Source organism: Ruminococcus sp. J1101004sp1_RTP21198st1_B9_RTP21198_201120, from assembly GCF_040924245.1.
In the GTDB taxonomy this organism is placed as follows: domain Bacteria; phylum Bacillota; class Clostridia; order Lachnospirales; family Lachnospiraceae; genus Blautia_A; species Blautia_A faecis.
Map to the genome: position 1 here is coordinate 59,190 of NZ_JBCOMI010000006.1, position 17,868 is coordinate 77,057.

15 protein-coding genes are annotated in these 17,868 nt (G+C 38.4%); all 15 read right to left on the minus strand.

The genetic code is table 11. From position 1 onward, the window contains the following. Positions 1–3: 3 nt before the first annotated feature. Positions 4–1,077: an alanine--glyoxylate aminotransferase family protein gene (locus AB5618_RS05320; protein ID WP_148463225.1), complete on the minus strand. Its 1,074-nt coding sequence runs from the start codon at positions 1,075–1,077 to the stop codon at positions 4–6. Further along, positions 1,070–2,101, minus strand: coding sequence for an NAD-dependent epimerase/dehydratase family protein (locus tag AB5618_RS05325; RefSeq protein ID WP_148463226.1), 1,032 nt, complete (start codon positions 2,099–2,101; stop codon positions 1,070–1,072). Before AB5618_RS05325 ends, AB5618_RS05320 begins: the two co-directional genes overlap by 8 nt. Continuing rightward, on the minus strand, positions 2,098–3,774 hold the full coding sequence (locus AB5618_RS05330; protein ID WP_148463227.1) for a 2-succinyl-5-enolpyruvyl-6-hydroxy-3-cyclohexene-1-carboxylate synthase: 1,677 nt from the start codon (positions 3,772–3,774) through the stop codon (positions 2,098–2,100). Before AB5618_RS05330 ends, AB5618_RS05325 begins: the two co-directional genes overlap by 4 nt. Continuing rightward, entirely contained in the window at positions 3,775–4,908 is a 1,134-nt protein-coding gene (locus AB5618_RS05335) for a polysaccharide pyruvyl transferase family protein (RefSeq protein WP_243271325.1), read from the minus strand. Positions 4,909–5,065: 157 nt separating this feature from the next. Then, positions 5,066–6,553 carry a polysaccharide biosynthesis C-terminal domain-containing protein gene (locus AB5618_RS05340; protein WP_148463228.1) on the minus strand — a complete coding sequence of 496 codons (1,488 nt, stop codon included), beginning with the start codon at positions 6,551–6,553 and terminating at the stop codon, positions 5,066–5,068. Then, complete coding sequence (locus AB5618_RS05345; protein ID WP_148463229.1) at positions 6,543–7,379, minus strand: phosphorylcholine transferase LicD; 837 nt, start codon at positions 7,377–7,379, stop codon at positions 6,543–6,545. Before AB5618_RS05345 ends, AB5618_RS05340 begins: the two co-directional genes overlap by 11 nt. A 21-nt stretch (positions 7,380–7,400) precedes the next feature. Continuing rightward, on the minus strand, positions 7,401–8,402 hold the full coding sequence (locus AB5618_RS05350; RefSeq protein WP_148463230.1) for a glycosyltransferase family 2 protein: 1,002 nt from the start codon (positions 8,400–8,402) through the stop codon (positions 7,401–7,403). A 63-nt stretch (positions 8,403–8,465) separates the two neighbouring features. Further along, the gene (locus AB5618_RS05355; protein WP_148463231.1) at positions 8,466–9,650 is read right to left on the minus strand and encodes a hypothetical protein; all 1,185 of its coding nucleotides are present in this window, start codon (positions 9,648–9,650) and stop codon (positions 8,466–8,468) included. Continuing rightward, positions 9,647–10,483: a glycosyltransferase family A protein gene (locus tag AB5618_RS05360; RefSeq protein WP_173769309.1), complete on the minus strand. Its 837-nt coding sequence runs from the start codon at positions 10,481–10,483 to the stop codon at positions 9,647–9,649. Before AB5618_RS05360 ends, AB5618_RS05355 begins: the two co-directional genes overlap by 4 nt. Before the next feature lie 36 nt (positions 10,484–10,519). Further along, the gene (locus AB5618_RS05365) at positions 10,520–11,419 is read right to left on the minus strand and encodes an ATP-grasp fold amidoligase family protein (protein ID WP_148463233.1); all 900 of its coding nucleotides are present in this window, start codon (positions 11,417–11,419) and stop codon (positions 10,520–10,522) included. Position 11,420: 1 nt separating this feature from the next. Further along, on the minus strand, positions 11,421–11,915 hold the full coding sequence (gene pssE, locus AB5618_RS05370) for a PssE/Cps14G family polysaccharide biosynthesis glycosyltransferase (RefSeq protein WP_148463234.1): 495 nt from the start codon (positions 11,913–11,915) through the stop codon (positions 11,421–11,423). Beyond that, positions 11,916–12,407 carry a PssD/Cps14F family polysaccharide biosynthesis glycosyltransferase gene (gene pssD, locus AB5618_RS05375; protein WP_243271326.1) on the minus strand — a complete coding sequence of 164 codons (492 nt, stop codon included), beginning with the start codon at positions 12,405–12,407 and terminating at the stop codon, positions 11,916–11,918. It abuts the gene before it with no gap. A 3-nt stretch (positions 12,408–12,410) separates the two neighbouring features. After that, positions 12,411–13,658, minus strand: coding sequence for a nucleotide sugar dehydrogenase (locus AB5618_RS05380; protein ID WP_148463235.1), 1,248 nt, complete (start codon positions 13,656–13,658; stop codon positions 12,411–12,413). 616 nt (positions 13,659–14,274) lie between these two features. Further along, complete coding sequence (locus tag AB5618_RS05385; RefSeq protein ID WP_195589395.1) at positions 14,275–15,726, minus strand: sugar transferase; 1,452 nt, start codon at positions 15,724–15,726, stop codon at positions 14,275–14,277. 383 nt (positions 15,727–16,109) lie between these two features. Beyond that, positions 16,110–17,810, minus strand: a complete 1,701-nt coding sequence (locus AB5618_RS05390) for an AarF/ABC1/UbiB kinase family protein (RefSeq protein WP_243879984.1) — start codon at positions 17,808–17,810, stop codon at positions 16,110–16,112. Positions 17,811–17,868: the final 58 nt, after the last annotated feature.

Here is a 17,868-nt window from a genome sequence, read left to right on the forward strand (position 1 = left end):
TTTTTACAAAAGTCCTCGCTTCTGTAAATCCTTAAAAGCGTTCACAAGTGTAGTGTTGTCCTCTTTTGTCAAAGCACCAATATGGCCGACACGGAAGATAGTTTCTTTCATTTCTCCACCATTGGGGCAAATCCAAATACCATACTCATCTTTGAGAGTCATAAAAACATCATAAGCCGACACATTCAGCGGATGCAACGGTGTAACTGCATTAGACATCGACTCAGAAACGATTTCAAGGGGTAGTCCCTTAATCTTAGCTCTAAAATCTTGAGCAAGTTCCGCAATTTTCTTTGTTTCTTTCTCAACACCGCCTGCAGCTTCAATTTCTTTCAAACGGGCATTGATTTGACGCAACGTTCCTACCGCTGGCGTAAAAGGTGTCTGTCCTCGCTCGCCATTTTTAAGAGCAGACTTTATATTCAGATACATGCACTTTACATCACGATTCTCTACACGCTTGATTGCTTCATCAGATAAGACAATAACCGACACACCCGGAGGACAAGCCAATGCTTTCTGGGAACCAGTAAGCATTACTTGTACACCCAGTTTGTTCATATCAAAATCGTCTGCAAGGAAGGAGCTAATGGCATCCACGCCCAGAAAAATTCCGTTTTTCTTACAAAACTTACTAATCATCTCAATGTCATAATGGACACCTGTTGAGGTTTCATGCACATTAACGAGGAACCCAGTAAAGCCTTTCCCGTCGTACATATCCAACTGTTCTTTTTTGAGTGCTTTACCTTTCTCCAGCTTGATTTCCTCATACGAGATCTCATGAATTTGGCATAACTCAACAAACCGCTGACCAAAGCTACCGCCATTTACAACCAAAACCTTATCCGTCTTATCAAAGACATTCATAACGGTTGCTTCCATAGCCGCCGTACCAGAACCAGTGATAAACACTACTCTAGCATCATCGCCAGCTTTCGCAAACTTTTTTATTAGCTTTTCATTTTCAAGCATGACAGCAGAGAACTCAGGTGTTCTAAAATATGGAACCTGTTCTGCTCCAATAGCGCGCACTACGTCATCCGACATTACCGGACCAACTGTAAAATTAAGCATTTAAACCATCCTCCCAACGAACAAGGTCATGGTACTCAATGTACCAATCCACAATGTTATCATATTCCGTACTTATATAATTCCCTTTCGTATGATTTTGTAAGTAAAGTGCTATCGCTTCTTGTAGACCATCCTTCATACTTTTGTAGGTTATTTGTGTGATTTTGGATATATTTGCAGAGTGAAAGCGTCTATTATACATAATATCATACGGCATTTGATACCCCCCCTCAAATAGTTTATCTATTTCTTTTGTATCATCAGCGAGATAGATAACAGGCTTATAAGAATATTTGTGTAGAATTTCTGAATATAACAACAATACATCATTCCATGTCATATATTCATTCGTAACAACTTGAAATATTTGTCCTAGTGCCGCTTCATTTCCCAACAGCTCCACTATTCCTTTTGCAACATCCACTCCATCAGTCAGTGCTGTATACTTGTCAAGAATTCCACGGTTTAAAACAATAGGTTTATCATTGATAATTCGATTCAGCCAGTGCTTAATCTCATATTCACCCAGTTGTAATCTATCAGATGAGTAGGTTTTATATGGACGGACAATCGTAACCTTATTGCATCCGTTTTTCAGAACATACTTTTCTTGGTGTGCCTTTTTTACTGCATATGTTCCAGAATCCTTAAAGCTCTGATTCTCCGTAGTATTTGCCAGTAATGAGCAACTTTCATCAATAAATGGCATTGAATTATCGTAAACACGTGCCGAGCTTAAAAACACATACTGTTTTGCAATTCTAATCAATTTTGAAAAATTTGTTTTCAAAATTTCATTACGGTAATTCATAAAGTCAATCAAAACATCAAACGAATTATCCTCAATCGTATTGATAAAATCAAAATCATTGGCATTTCCGAGTAAATAGTGGACATTTGCATATAAAGATTTTCGTTTGTTCCTAGATGTAACTGTAATATCATACACGACATCATTTCCAATAACGGATAAAATTGACTCTCCAATGGCTCCTGTTCCACCAAGCATCAGTATTCTAATCATTTCATATTCCTCATATTCCTCAGTTGTTTTTCCAATTTTCGATAGGTTTTTAGAACAGTCTGTCCATCGGTTTCCAAATCTGTAAAGACCTCAAAAACAATTGTTTTTGCATTATCCGAAACAAAATATTTCAATTTTTCTCGAAAATCAACTTCATCATTAGCCGAAATGTACTCAAAGCCCAGAGATTCAACCCATCCTTTTGCAACTTGATGATGCGCTGCACCAATATGTAAATCAATAGTTTTTAGCTCGTTATGAGAAGGCACAATATGGAACTCTGCTCCACCACCATTGTTTATCAATAAAACGCGAACATTATTCTTAATATGTTTTATGCCCATTGCGTTCATTGCGTAGAAAAAACTCAAATCACCTATCACGATAAATGATACGCCGTCGAATGCATAGGCTTGTCCTAAAAACGTTGGGAGGCAACCGTCTATTCCAAACGAATTTGCATTAGAATAAACCCTAATTGACTTATCCAAGTCAAAGAACTGCATTAAACGTGTAGCGTTCAAAATGCTCAAATGAAGTAGTGAATTGTCAGGAATTACATTGGCAAAATCTCTGATTATAGAAAAATTAGAGAATGGCAGGTCGGTAATATGCAATTGTTCGTCCAGTTGTTTCCATTTCTTTAAATAATGATCATTTGTGCAGAATTTCCACCCAACAATCCGAGAAACGAAATACTTTAGAGAACATTCAAAAATCTTTGTTTGACTTCTAAAACAATCTTTAATTTTCCCATCCTCTGCTATCAACCAATGGGCGCATCGTCTTTCATTCGCCTTAAACAAATCTTTGATTCGTTCCTGAAAATTCGCGCCATAGGTAATAACAATATCTGGCATATAATCTTTTATCGTATTTCCATCTAATGCTTTTATTGTTTTTTCTGGATTAATAGAGTTTTTTGAGTGAAAATTAGTCAAATTGTCACACAGTACTACCGCATTTAATTTATATATAAGTTCATTAAGGTACGCTTTTTCTACTTCAGTAAGCGTACAATTCTGGCCTAGTACAAAAAGAACTCTTTTTCCATCAAGTTCATTTTTCAAGTGCTCCCAATTATCTGTTTCATACGAATAATATTCAATAAATTTGATTGACTCACTTATACCTTCTTGTTTCTTCCATAGATCATTTGTTGAGCCAACCAGTGGAATATTAATATGAACTGGTCCAACATCATGCTGCCTTATTGAGATAAATGCTTCATTCAAAATTCGCTCACAATACCAAATATCCTCAACATCCTTTATCATGGGAAGTTCAATATTAGCCTTTGTAATTGAGTCAAATACCGTCATCTGATCAATTTTCTGTGTTTCTAGTTGATTTAACACATAAGGTGATCTATCAAATGTAATTACAATAAGCGGAACGTGAGAATAGTATGCCTCCGTTACGCCTGTAACATAATTAGAAACTGCTGTCCCACTTGTACATGCAATAGCAACCGGCTCATTTGACTGTTGTGCAAGTCCCATTCCGAAAAAGGCAGCATTCCTTTCATCGACAACTGAAAAGCATTCAAACCACTTATCAACTTCTACAGAACTCACAAATGGGATATTCCGTGTGCCAGATGACAGTACTAACTTATGAACATTATATTTTTTGAGAAAGCCAATTAAAATATCATTGCTTATATATGTCATTTATTTCCCCTCCAACAAATTCAATTCCATCATCAGAAATTCTTTCGATGTACTCCGGTCCATAGCAATTCTTTTATGAACGGCCTGATAATCTATTTGTGGCACGGTTAATTCCTTTATTTGTTCTGGAGTCACCATGCATTCAGAAAGTTCGAAAAGTTCTAGCAATTCCTTGATTTTCGTATCGCACTGTTCACGAGAGAATACATAAAATGGCCTGCAATACTGTACTGCAAAAATCATCCCGTGAAATGAATTCGTAATTACACATTCTGCATACTTCACAAGCGACAGAAATTCCTCAACTCCAGCTTCATAGAACATCTGATGATTAGGTTTTTCTGCATTTGTTGCGCGCAAGCTGATTTCGACAATTTTCCAGCCATTTTCTGTCGCAATTTTTTCTGCATATGCTTCCATTTTAGGATTATAGCGTCGTGCATAAAGCAACAGATATTTATCCTGTTGTAACCGTTCCTTCGCAATCTTGTCATAATCATCGCTCGTCAACAGCAACGTTGGATCAATTACCTTTTTTACTGGAACATTTGTATGCTTCGTTACATATGGAACCATTAATTTTTCTCGAAGACCAAAAGCATTAAAGTTTTGAAGTCTGTCATTTAGCACCTTATATGTTTCATCCGTGAAATGAGGATCACCAAAACTTGCTGCATAAGCGACCGAGTGTTTTTTCATGCACTCATAATTTGCATAGTAGCCATCATCAAATCCGAACTCATCCGGGCAAAAGATCGTATCGCTTCCACACACAAAACCTGAAATCTCCTCATCTTTGCAAATCCCGTTAAAATTCTGTGCTGTATATCTCTTGCTTGTCCGCGTAAATCTTTCGTGATAAAACCGATCGAACTTATAATAGTTTTCCCGAATTGCAGGCATCGTGAGTTCACACATTCTGCGTGATTCCTCATCTTTATCCCACATATTGGCAAATGGATTCAATGGATCTTTATCAGCTAAAATCTCAGGGCAATAATCAACAAGAACAGGATCAATCATATCCCCTGCCACTTTTTTTATTGCTTGATGAAGTGCCCATGTTTGAAGTGCTGAACCGTAGTTTGTAAAATTACAGTATATGTTATATGACACCGTTCCTATTCTTTTCATATTAGTATTAGTTTCCTTTCATAAAATACATCTGACGCTTCTCATTTAATACAACAGTTGTAATCAATTGATTTCAAGTCCGCAATAATTAGCTAATGTGTTTGTCGAATTCAAAACGAGAACCCCCGTCGTCATTATGTCAATAACATGTAAATATTCATTTAAGTATATATTCTTTCAAGTATCGAACGTCTTTTTTAAATAATAACAAGCTCAAAATCAAATATAGAACTCCAAATATAAGTGCATAGATAAAAGCATGTAAAACCCAATTCCAAACGGTGATTTCAGTCAGCGGTACAAAATGACAAATAGCGACTCCGATTAAAGTAACAAAAGAAAACGCCAATAATTTTTTGTAAAAGATCCATTGCTTTCTATTTTTCACTATCTTAGTTGTGAAATAGATTTGATATGCCATTCTATAAGTCATGCCCGCAATAGTTCCAATCGCAACTCCAATCAATCCAAGTTTATGTACAAGAATTATAGAAACCAATATATTAATACCTGCTTCAACAAATGCTGGTACCGATAATTCCTTGAATTTATTTGCAGAATAAGACAAATCCAAATGCGGTTCTTTTATAAGATACAGTCCCTCAGCCATAACAATTAGCACGCCAAATATAGGTTGAATATAATCAACATCCGTAATACCGTTTGTGTAAAGCTGTACAAATGGCGTTATCAGCAATCCAGATAAAGTAAAGCAAAAGTAAACCGAAATAAATGTAATGAACTCAAATAAGTCTAGCTTCTTATTCAATTCATGTTCATCGCCTTTAGCATAAGCTTGGCCAACTGTGGGTGCAATAGCTCTAAAAACAGCTGCAAACAATCCATTTAATCCATTCGTCACTAATGTATATACGCCATATATAGAAACCGTAGCGAGGTTTGTAAAAATTGTTAAAATTGTTATATCTGTACTATTGTGGATAAATGCTGCACAATTTATCGCAAAACCATTCCATCTTTCTTTCAAAAGATTATCATCTGGTTCAGTACCCCAATTAATACTATAATGTTTCTTTACAAAGTATCCATATACAAGTGGCTGAATAATATATAAAAGTCCCGTTAATAATTTTAGCAAATGAATGCTTGGATAAATCTTTACGCTAAAAAAAGCACAAGCTATATTGCATACAGTAATTACGATCTGAGTGAAAGATATAACATACAGTTTCTTATCGGCTTGCAGCAGCACCCTAAAACTCAAAGAGAAAAGGTACTGTATTAATAAATTTAATGAAAGAACAACCGTTAATGAAGCAACAAAAGACCAAGAAAAGCCTTCCTTTGATAAGATTGGATAAACAACTGCCACCCCAATGGAGTATGCAATAAACAAATAGCCTATCTTGTTAAAGAATTTCTTAGCTGTCACCAAAACTGCACTAATTTTTTTATTATCATGGTCAACAAGTGGTTTATATAGATTGGCAAGAACAACTCCCGTAATTCCGCCTTCAATCAAAGTAATATAACTCAGAAATTGATTCAGCGACGAAACAAGTCCATTAACACTTGAGCCAAAATTAGTGAGAATAATCTTCGGAATTATAAATCCGCTTATCACAGTAACAACTTGAAGTGTTAAACTTGATATAATATTGATCAGTGTCACTTTACTTTTCATTTGGTAATTCTCTCCATGCTTTTATTCCGTGATTGATTCTTTGGTCCTCTGGAGGTAATTTCATATAATCACCATAGGCAATTGACAAATAAGTATCCGCATCTTTCATACCATAAACTTGAATGTTTTCAAAATCGTACAATTTAAATTCTGTCATTAATTCCTTAGGCAGATATTTCAGACCGTCCCCCCAAGTGTTATTATTAATAAATTGCGATTCAGTTTTATTAAACTTTTTCCAATATTCAATGTATTTAAATGTCAATTTTTCCAAAGAATAATTTCTGAACAGAAACTCAACGATTTTATGGTGAATTGGGTTATTATATCCACATGTCACATTGTGTTTCTTTGCTCTTTTGCTTCCCCAAGCATGTCTAATATAAGATTTGAAGTAAGCATAGCGGAGCTTTGTAAAACGCATTGGAACATTGTCCCAGCAAAAAATATCAACCCATAAAAAATCCTCTTTAAATTCATTTCTATCAATAGACGCCGTGTGATCCTCTACAAAAATATTCTTATTCACAATTTTGATGTACGGTATATCATCATTGCCAAGTTCAAAACCTTCAGCATACACGCATTCATTGACAGAATTATGCTGTTCTCTTAAAAGACGAACCAATTTATCATATTGCTCTCTGGTTAAAGCAATATCAATATCATCATCCCAAGGTATAAAGCCCTTATGTCGAACAGCTCCTAACAAAGTTCCTGCAGTAATAGTATATTTAATATTGTGTTCAACTAAGAATTCATGAACCACCTGCAAAAGTGCTGTTAATTCGCTTTTTATTTGTTTATCTGATAAATATTCTCTCATTTTATCTACCTTTTATTTTCTTTATCTGTTTTTTAACTTTAACAGCAAAAACATCAAATCATATTTTTTATTATTAACAAGCCAAATTTTAAACCTACTTGCCAAATCGCAGTTTGATTTATCCACTCTGCTTGCCATATCATATAAGAGCTTGAATTTATGAGTTTCTAATATTTTATTTCTAAACTCAGATATCGAATTAACTGATTCTGCTATTCCAGCATACTCATTACACAAGGCATGAAAGGAATACGCATATATTCGGCGATCATCTACTATCTCAGACTCAACCAATGCTTTAACTGTATTCTCGAAATGTTCAAATTTTTTCACATTATACGAGTGCATCATCGAGTTGTTTAATATTCGATAAACATAGAAACTTTCGTCCAGGCAAACCATTGATTTAGCAAGTTTCAAGCAATACAAAGAACATAGCATATCCTCGCCAATAACGATTTTATCATCTACCAACTCTTGTGCCTTTACATATATTTCCCGTCTAACGACCTTGCAACACAAAGAATATGAGATTATGCCCGGATTTGAAATATTTTTATCCGTAGGATCGTAGATAAATTTGTCTCTAACTTCTTCATATTCTTTGTCTTGCAAGAGATCTTGCACCACAAAATCTTTGTTTAAAATCTTTTTGTTGCCCTCTAACGAATAATGACTAAGTACTACTATATCCGGATTGAATTCATCTAACGACCTTGCAACACAAGAAAAGTATCCCTGTTCAACATAATCGTCGCTATCTACACAAATAACGTATTCACCTTTAGCAATCTTTGCTCCAGCCTTCCGAGAAGAGGTAGATCCGCCGTTCGGTTTATTTATGATCCGCACTCTTTTATCTTTTTCCGCATATTGGCGACATATAGAAAGTGAATCATCTGGAGATCCATCATTAACCAGTATTAACTCGAAATCCTTATAATCCTGATTAAGAATTGAATCTATACACTGCGGAAGATATTTTTCCACATTATATATTGGCACTATTATTGAAAACTTCATCTAATTTTAATACTCCAATCAGAAAAATAATAAAACAATGCAACACCTCGCTGACGTCAAAACTTATCTCGTATGTACACGCCGGTTATCTTGAGATATCACCCCTCTAATCAAGCAGTACATTACCGGTCCAACAACGTAATGAATGGAAACAGCATATGTCTCCGTCAGTCCGGATATCAACAATACAATGACTAAAGACTTGACTATGCTTTGATCTATTGCTGTGCATCGTTTGCAACCGCTTAAGAAATCCTTGAAAATCAAAATATACGAAACAAATCCAATTAATCCGCTTTTGATTAGAATATTAACAGGCGCCATTTCTACACTAGATTGCCACCCAAGGAATTGTCTCATATTAGTTGTGTAGCTAAAACCTGTATTTGCATAAGCAATATCTGAAATGCCAAAGAACATATTCCTTGAATCCTGCAACAAATAATCCACAAGATTGCTCAAGCCACGCATACGGTACGCATACGTATACACATTGATTAAAATATTATTGTATATAAAAACACCTATTAAACAGGCAACGCTTCCAGCAAAGAAAACAAATAATTTTTTTTGATCTCTTCTAAACTTCAGAATTCTATCAAAATTTATCAACAAAATCCAAATCAAGCTAAGAGCGAATGCGCCTTTTGAGCCACTAAGAACAATCAGAAATAGGAACATTGTCAAAACGATTTTTTCCTTGTGACTAAGCCTTCCATTTCTTATATAGTATATATAGTTAAGAATAAACAAAAGAAGCCATATTCCACCACAGTAGTTTTTTACTTGAAATCCAGACACATATAATATTCCGACAATTGATTCGTCTGATCCAAGTGTAAATCCTAATGTTCCGGTGATTAAACCAATGAGTGCAGAAAAAACAGCTCCTGAAAAAATAGCATTCGCAGCAATTTTAATTCTCTTATTTGTAGACAGGATACTTTGCGACATCAATGCGAACGACATCAAAGCTAATGAGGTCAAAGCAAGCATATAACAGGCTTTTGTCGGCGTTCCTTTTATAAATGCACCAATTGACAACAATGACGTCAAGAAGAGTACCTTGATAATTTCTGTTACACTTACATGATGTACCTTACTTGGCCAATAACATAAGATCAATAATACCGCTATCCCTAAATACTCAATTAAGTCTCCGAATTTTGCACCTAAATATTTTCCGTTTCCAATTGTAATTAGAAAGAATCCTAGAAAAGGAATAATATCGTTCTTTGTGATTTTCATTTTCTAATATTTTCTCCTTCGGTAGCATCGCCTCCACTAATTACCTTTCGATAGTCAGCTATTCCAGAAGTATAATACGAAAAAAGTTTTGCTGCCTTTTTGTAGCTTCCCAAAGATTTTTTGCTATTTCGTACTGATTGTAATATTGCAAGGAGATATGAACATCTCGGATACGCTGCTTCGATAAGAGCTCCTTTGTCCTTAAAATATTTTTCATTATATCCCTTAAACCAAGTTGAATCGCTCATATCAACACTTGCTATTCTGATGGGGGTCTTATAGAGCTTTAAATCCTTTTCAATTAATTCCTTTAGAAATAATGTATCCTCTCCGCATGAATATGTTGCTCCACTTCCAAACAGGGTGTTAAAATAAACATTTTTACCTATAAGTGCTCTCTTTCTTATGGCGATATGAACCGACCCATATTCACGAGATTCTCTTTTCCCTACGCGTGCATACTTTTCTATAGGTTTTCCTGATCGTTCGTCATTAAGCGCTGTTACATTGAAAACCAACGCATCAGCTTCCGGATGTTTTTGAAACTCATTTATAATATCTTCTCTGTAGGTGTCTGTGTATACCATATCATCATCTGCGATACACAGAATCTCCCCTGTGCATCTTAAAAGAGCATTATTCCTACTTCTTGATAATCCTCTTTCTGCAAAAGTATAACATTCTATCTTATATCCATGATAAAATAAGCATTCATATTTCACGCAATCAGACTGATTTATAATCAATGCATCTGATGCAATATGCATCTTATCACATAGGCCAATAATATCTGTCAAATTCATTGTCGCCACAAGTAGTTGTAGTCTAGGCACTATTATCCTCCTCATATCGCTTGCTTTTTCATCCCATTAAATTTCTCTATTTATAGAATTCCAATATGGTATTTTTAATTTCTTTCCAAACATCAAATCCGTTTCGTATGTTATATCTGCATCAAATCCAGAATTCGGCGACAACGTAATTTCTCCGAAATAAATTTGACCATTGATGTTATACAAATCAATTCGTGCAAAAACAAAATCCTTAGATAAAACTTTTGCTATTTCCAACATTTTATCTAAGTTCTTTGGCATTGGAATTTTAGGATCCGGTAGCTTATCATCGCCTTTGTTCAATGGAACGAAATTCCATTCTTGGTCATAGTATAAATAAGATGCTTTATGTGAATTTTTGCTAAATCGGTCTTTGCAAACCAATATAACATCCGGCTTACCATTAAAGCAATAAATCTTATAATCCATCGGAACATTTCCATCATCAGAAATGAATTTTTCGCAAAGAATCATTGGCTTAATGTTTCTATATTGATATTCCCGTCCAATGTAAAAGAAATTACTCTTTAACGATTTCTCAATTTTCTTTTTTGCTTCTTCATAATTCAGTTTATCCTTATCTGTACAAACAACCAGACCTCCTGAATCATGATTGCATTTTAAGACAAATCGCTCTGGCAATGAAGAAAAATCAATATCACTATACTCTTCCCAACTTCCAAGTAAAGGAATCAAATATTCTTCTCCTATTTTTTCTTTTACATAGTCTCTAACCAACAATTTGTCTGACACAATTGACTGTAATGGAAATCTATAATTAAATTTCAGCCATTGAAGCTTTTCATTCAACGTTTCTGGATCATGCGTATTTAATTTTCTACCAACTCGCAACCGATAATATAATTTTATATATGCTTTATCCGGTAAAAATCTCAGACTCTTTTTCATAAAAGTCATAGCTTTTTCTCTATTCATATCAGACAAGTTCCTCTATGTATTTTTCTATGCTATCTACGATAGTGGTTGTATTGGATTCGTATGCAGCATATCTTGTATGTTTTACTGTTTCTATTGCCTCTGCTAATTCATCTGTATCTCTGCATGGGCAAATCAAGTTCAGGTCGTCAAATTGCTTAATCAACTGCAGTTGGTGATCATCAACGTGTTCTCCATATTTTGCAAGACGTGGAACAGCAATGACTTTCTTTTCTTTTTTTACTGCACCAATAATCGCACCTGTTCCGCCATGAGTAATCACTATATCCGCTTTACCCATTTCCATGCTAAATTCTTCTCTGTCCAGAAAATTATTATAGCGATAATTTTGGGGAACATAGTCACTGTAACCAATCTGCGCAAATACATCTTCTCCGCAAATAATCTTTTTTTCGCACAGTTTATCCACAGCTATAAGCAATCTATTGAACTGAAATTTCTGAGAACCCAATGTTATGAAAATTTTCTCTTCCATTTAATAAATCCCTCCCAAATATATAGCTTTAGGATAGAATTTCAGCATCGGCTTCCACTGAACATAAAACTGATCTGCAAATTTATAGAGCAGTTTACCTGTTTCTGTCGGAGAAGTAACTTTTGCGAAAGATTCAATGTAAATCAGCTTTTTACCCATAAGTTTAGAAATCAAACAAATCGGTATCATCGCTAGAACTCCTGTGCAGATTACTACATCAGGTTTCTCTTTTCTGTAAATGCCGATAGACTTCCAAGCATTTTGAATCATCCGCCAGATAAACTCTTTTTCTCGGCGATTAACCTGCTTCATATAGTATGTTTTTTCACCCTTTTGTTCTGCACTATAATCAGTCTTCTCCGTTATGATGAAACTGTCATATTTTTCCATCAGTGGTTTTAGCATCATGAGCTGCTCATAGTGTCCACCTGATGAAGCCGCAAAACATATCTTCACGTTTTTCTTTTCATCCATCTCTCTACTAACCCACATTTATTAATCTCTCTGAAAAATATCTCTCGTGTAAACTTTTTCCTTCACATCATCCAAACACTTGTCATAGCGGTTTGCGATGATGGCATGGCTTATTTCCTTGAACTTAGCCAAATCATTGACCACTGTGCTGCCGAAGAAAGTATCGCCGTCTTTCAGAGTCGGCTCATAAATGATGACCGTTGCGCCCTTTGCCTTGATACGCTTCATAACACCCTGAATAGAACTCTGACGGAAGTTATCAGAATTGGATTTCATGGTCAGGCGATACACCCCGATAGTTACTGGCTTTTCCTGCTTTGCATCATATTCGTTATCCTCATCATAGCCGTAATAGCCAGCCAGTTTCAGGACACGATCAGCGATGAAGTCCTTACGAGTGCGGTTACTCTCAACAATAGCTTCAATCAGGTTTTCCGGCACATCGGCATAATTGGCCAGCAACTGCTTCGTATCCTTGGGCAGACAGTACCCGCCATAGCCGAAGCTGGGATTGTTGTAGTGGCTACCGATACGCGGATCAAGGCAGACACCGTTGATAATCTGCTGGGTATTCAGTCCTTTGCTCTCCGCATAGGTGTCCAGCTCATTGAAGTAAGCCACGCGCAGAGCCAAATAGGTGTTAGCGAAAAGCTTGACCGCCTCGGCCTCAGTGAAGCCCATGAACAGCGTGTCAATGTTCTCCTTGATTGCACCTTCCTGGAGCAGACCAGCAAACTCATGTGCGGCTTTCACCAGACGTTCATCGTTCTGGTCAGTACCCACAATGATACGAGAAGGATACAGGTTATCGTAAAGGGCTTTAGATTCACGCAGGAACTCCGGGCTGAAAATGACATTCTTGCTGTTGAACTTTTCTCTTACACTTGCCGTATAGCCCACAGGAATCGTGGACTTGATAACCATAATGGCATTAGGGTTATATTCCATGACCAGCTTGATTACAGCTTCAACCGCAGACGTATCAAAGTGCTGGGTCTTGCTGTCATAGTTAGTAGGAGCCGCAATCACAACAAAATCCGCATCGCTATATGCTGCCTTTGCATCCAGCGTTGCGGTCAAATTCAAGTCCTTTTCTGCCAAGTATTTTTCAATATAATCATCCTGAATCGGAGATTTCTTGTTGTTAATCATATCGACCTTAGCCTGCACAATATCGACTGCAACTACCTGATGATGCTGGCTCAGAAGCACTCCCAGCGAAAGCCCGACGTATCCCGTGCCGGCCACAGCGATTTTATAGTTTTTCATCGTTCTATTCTCCCTCACTAGTCTTTTATTTTGTAAAAACAGCAAACAAGCCCACGGCGGATCACTCAATGGCAATCCACCGTAGACTCGATTCGTTCTCCTTAATTTTTTACTTGCTGCTCATTTTGTGGGTCAAAACAGAGCTGCACCAAAGCCTCCCACCTATAACCTCTGGATTTCAGCTTCTCCGCAGCCTGTCAGCAAATAAATACTTTTGTTGAACGAGTCGAGCCGTTGAAACCCTTTATTTGTCGTGGTTTTTCTTGGTTGACCCTATTATATCTCTAGCCCCGGTACCCGCAACCGCAATTTTATAGTCCTTTTTCATAATCCTATATCCTCCTGAAATCTCTTAGTGTATGGTAAGACTCATTACAAGCCGATCAAATTATATAAAACAGTGTATTCATCATCCATTTCTCAACGATTTTTGTGCCTATTATCACTGCATCACCAATCAGATACATATGCTGTACTTCTTTTTTTGAATCCATTCCTCTATTCCATCCTCACTTTTGTGTTTTTATCGCAATAATTTCTTTCCCCAAACACTTTTTCCAGTTACCTTTTGCACTACAATCTAAATTATAATTTATCTATATTATAGTAGACACAATCATATCGATCCGTCTTTCTTCGCAACAACCATCACCGTCTTCAAAAGAATCTTAATATCCAACCCAATATCCCAATTCTCAATATATTCCTTATCCAACCTCACAACCTCTTCAAAGTCCGTAATATCACTTCTCCCACTCACCTGCCACATTCCGGTAATCCCCGGCTTAATTGCCAGTCTTACCTTATGTCTCGGTTCATACAAATTCGTCTCCGAAATCAACGGCGGTCTCGTCCCTACAATGGACATATCCCCCTTGAGCACATTAAAGAACTGCGGGAACTCATCCAGGCTCGTCCTTCTGATAAAATCTCCCACCCCGGTCTTATGTGTCCCATCCGGCAGCACCTTATTTCCGATTACTCTGGGGTCGAAGTCCATCTTGAACATTTTGCCATCGCCCAGTTTGTTCTCTTTCATAAGTTCGGCTTTCCGCGCTTCCGCATCCATGTACATGCTGCGGAATTTGTACATTTTGAATTTCTTTCCGTTCTTTCCCACACGTTCCTGGGAGAAGAAAATCGGGCCTGGGGATGCCAGGTAGATGGCGGGGCCAACGAAGATGGTAATGATTCCTGTGAAAATACAGCCAACCAGTCCTCCGCAGATGTCCATCAGGCGCTTCAGGAAAAGCTGTCCGAAGGATGCATAGTTCAGGCTGGTGGTCAGAACTGTATAGCTTCCAACCTTTTCCACAAACTGTCTTTTGCCAGTCTGGTTGGTGATTTTTGCAAGGTTCAGATGAACAGTTACGCCGGTTTCGGTGAGCTTGTCGATAAGCCCGTCCGGGTATGGCAGATTTTCGGAGATGACGATCAGCACCTCGTCAATCCACTCCTGGCAGACATACATAGGCACGTCACTTTCGCCTGCCACAACAGGGACTCCACAGATTTTCTCACCGGTACAGTCCTCATCGATCACAACCACTCCGGCAAGGGAATATCTGGCATAATTGTTTTCCTGCATGCTGTGCACTACGTTTTTGGCTACCGCTTTGGAAGTGATGATCAGCAGCTTCTTGTCGCCGCCGTTTTCCATTTTTTTATGTAAGGAATTTTTCCAGATTTCTCTTATGGCATAGGTAAAGATCAGATAGATCACAATCGTGGTGATCAGGATCATTCTGGAAAAGCTCTGGCCTTCCTGGATTATGAACAGGTAAGCGATTGCAAGAGCACCTACTGCCACAGCATTTTTCAAGGTGGAGACAAATTCCTTATAGTGACCTCTTTTCAGCACGCTTTTCATGGTGCCGGAGGTGAAGATCACCACCAGGTCTGCAAATCCAAGGAATATTGCCATATTTCGATACAATATATCTCCATACACATTGAATCCGTACCCGCGGAATGCATATGCCAAAATAAATGCCAGCTGCAGACAGATCATATCCAGAACAATAAAATCCGCATGTTTTAACCAGCCCTCTGAGTCCTTCCGATACATATTTTCCTTTTCCCTCCCAAGTACTTTTCTTCCGTTCAGCTTAGGTAAATACAGTTGACAGAATCCTTCCATTCTCTAAAATGCAATGGTGAAATCTATTTTATTTATAACTTATCTAAATTTATATTTTCCCGCCAACGCTTCCCGGTTATGCTTTTTCTCAGGCATATTTAGGTCACATCACTCCTGATCTGTAACCACCGTTTATACGTCAGCGGTATTATTTATTTTCCAATTTCGACAAATTTCACCATTCCAGTCTTCTTAATAAAATACCACCCTGCCCTATTAGTGTCAACCCCCCCCCAGGTTTCTTTCTGGCTTTTCCGACAAAGTTTGGTAATTTTATCCACTTAACCCGATTTTTCCACTGGTTTTTTCCACTACTTTTTCATAAAGTGCTTGATAAACAGATACATAAGAATCACCAGCGCCCCAAAGTACCCCAGCACTCCCAAAGCCGGAATTCCCATTATCTTCGGTGTCATATCTGTGGTACAGATAATACTGGAGCTGATCAGAAGTGCCATTACCCAAAGACCAAGCACAATGTTCCGGATCAGGCGACGCATCAGCCACGCCAGGTCATCAGAGGCGTGAAGATCCAGGTTGATCTTGGTCTGGCCTTTCATACAGCCCTGCAGGAAATCTGCTGCCAGCGCAGGGATATCCACAGCGCGGAGCATGGAGCGGTACAGTTTTTTCCCGGTGCCCTTCATCTGCTTCTTCCAGTTTCCTTCATCCAGAAGGTTCCCTTTCAGACGGGCAGCTGCAATCTGCACCATATTAATCTCCGGGCTGATATCTGCCAGTACCCCTTCCATATGAGTCAGCCCTCTTGCAAGCATGGTGAGGCCATGGGGCATGACAATCTTGTTCTCCTTCATTACGTCCATCAGATCTGTAAGGATTTCTACGATATCGATTTCGCCAAAATCTGCGGTGCCGTATTTTGCCATAAGGTCTCGGATGTCTGTGTAAAGACGGCTCTGGTTAGGTTTCCCCTTGAATTCTCCAAGTGCCAGCACTGCATCCTGAATTTTTCCAATGTCATTCAGTGCCACACCTTCGATAGCCTGACCGATCAGCTCCCGGTCACGATCATTCAGCCGCCCCATCATTCCCATATCGATCCACACGATTTTGCCGCCCTGGATCATCACATTTCCCGGATGGGGGTCTGCGTGGAAAAAGCCGTCGTCCATAACCTGCTTGATAAAATTATCCACAAATTTGCTGCCGATCTCATCAAGGTCATAGCCGCCTGCGAGAAGCTCTTCCTTATGGTCGATGGGAATACCGTCGATGTATTCCATAACAAGGACACTGGCTGTGGTATACTCCCTGTAAAGAATAGGCGTTTTTACAAATGCCACATTTTTATTTTTCCTGGAAAATTCTTCCATGTTGGCTGCTTCCGTCAGGAAATTCATCTCTTCCTGGGTGACGCGCCACAGCTCTTCCAGCACAAGATTCAGATCTACCGCTTCCTTGATGCTTACAGGGGGAAGGAGCTTCACAGCCTTCTTCATCAAGCCGATATCGCGGGCCATGATCTCGTAGATGCCCTTTCGCTGAACCTTTATCACAACTTCTTCGCCGGTTTTCAGGACGGCGCGGTGTACCTGGGCGATAGAGGCTGAGCCAAGGGGCTTCTCCTGGATTTCCTGAAATTCTTCCTGCCAGGGACAGCCAAATGCTTCCCGGAGGACTTCTTCAACTTCTGCAAATGGCATGGGGTCTACATCAGAGCAAAGCTTCATCAGCTCGTCGCAGTAGCGCTTGGGCAAAATGTCGGAGCGCATGGACATGATCTGTCCCAGCTTGATGAAGGTGGGGCCGAGATCTGTGAGAATGAGGCGGAGCTTCTCCGGGGAGACGCCTCGGGTGATGGCATGCTTGTGGAGAACGGCTGTAATTTCTTTTAGCCTTTCTTTATACGTGCCGGTGTCTTTGCCATTTGACTTCTTACCGGCTGTGCTGTTTTTCTCATTTTTATCCTGTTGGATTTCCACTTCCTGATTCTTTCTTTGTGCCTGGTCTGCTTCTGACTTCATCGTACTGTCATTCTTTGTCACGCCCATGTCTGTTCCCCTTACTGAAAAGGCAGGATTCGGGTACTCTTTCTCCTCATCCTGCCTT